The sequence below is a fragment of the Oleiphilus sp. HI0128 genome, assembly GCF_001635365.1.
Genome location: NZ_LWGG01000673.1, coordinates 1 through 946, shown reverse-complemented (window position 1 = coordinate 946; position 946 = coordinate 1). Strand labels below are relative to the sequence as shown.

3 protein-coding genes are annotated in these 946 nt (G+C 42.1%); all 3 read right to left on the bottom strand.

The features are described 5' to 3' along the window. Window positions 1-193 (bottom strand): IS66 family insertion sequence element accessory protein TnpB (tnpB, locus tag A3763_RS08365; RefSeq protein ID WP_156495012.1); only part of this gene is annotated, 193 nt, incomplete at its 3' end. Beyond that, window positions 190-507, bottom strand: a complete 318-nt coding sequence (locus A3763_RS08360; RefSeq protein ID WP_068510162.1) for a hypothetical protein — start codon at window positions 505-507, stop codon at window positions 190-192. The genes A3763_RS08360 and tnpB, both read right to left, overlap by 4 nt. Before the next feature lie 215 nt (window positions 508-722). Beyond that, window positions 723-946 (bottom strand): RsmE family RNA methyltransferase (locus A3763_RS08355; RefSeq protein ID WP_156495011.1); only part of this gene is annotated, 224 nt, incomplete at its 5' end.

Here is a 946-nt window from a genome sequence, read left to right as displayed (position 1 = left end):
CAAAGCCGGTTTTATCCCAATAAAGTATCTTCAATTTATCTTTGGCTTTGTTGCAGAAAATGAACAAGGCACCGCTCATGACGGGAAGATTTATCTCCGACTCAATGATCACAGATAAACCATTAATCGATTTTCTGAAATCGACAAACTGCCGGTGAAGATAAATGCGGGAAGGCTGAACAAACATCTTCATGATAAACCCTTTATCACTCTGACTAAAAAGTCAGGTGATATCGAATCTGGAAAAGTCAGTTCACCTGCTTGTGTGATTAACGTGATGATTTGTTTAGAGCTAGTGATCTGTGTGACTTGTTCAGACACTTGCCGAACAACTTTCGCTTCGACAAAATTATTGCCTGTCGAGCGTCGGTGCTTATTGAGGTAGAACGAAGAGGTGCTGATTTTATGTATGGAGCAGAATTCTGCAACCGTTAACCCGCTCTCTTTTTGATAATCGAAGATACTTGGCCAGTCGTGTTTGGCTTTCTTGGTGTTCTTTTTAGTCATGTGCTAGTTCCTTGTGAATTTTGGAACTAGCGTAATTAATTGTTGGGTTTGGTATTATGTGTGCTTGGCTAGACGCTTACGTAATTTTGTAAAAACAGTCCAACTGTTATGTCCGCTTATCTCACTTTCCAGAAGTAACCGATCAGATCAATATTGGCCAAAAAATCCTTGTTTATCGATCAGTCATGAAGGTCCGTTTTGCGGACAAAATTACCCTAGAATGTTGACCCAAATAGACGCGAGATCAATACGGGTACGGCAGTCTCTACGCGTAGAATTCTTTCGCCTAAATGAACTCCTTCAAAACCGGCTTCTTTGAGCTTGTTTACTTCATACTCAGTAAAGCCACCTTCGGGGCCGATGATTAAGGTGCAGGCTTCNTCGAGATGATGTGGGCAGACCTGTTCTTCTCTAGGGTGGGCGACTAGTTGGCGTGTAC

What these genes read in the sequence shown, in the direction of transcription:
- A3763_RS08360 (WP_068510162.1), bottom strand. Translation starts at nt 507, where the DNA reads ATGACTAAAAAGAACACCAAGAAAGCCAAACACGACTGGCCAAGTATC.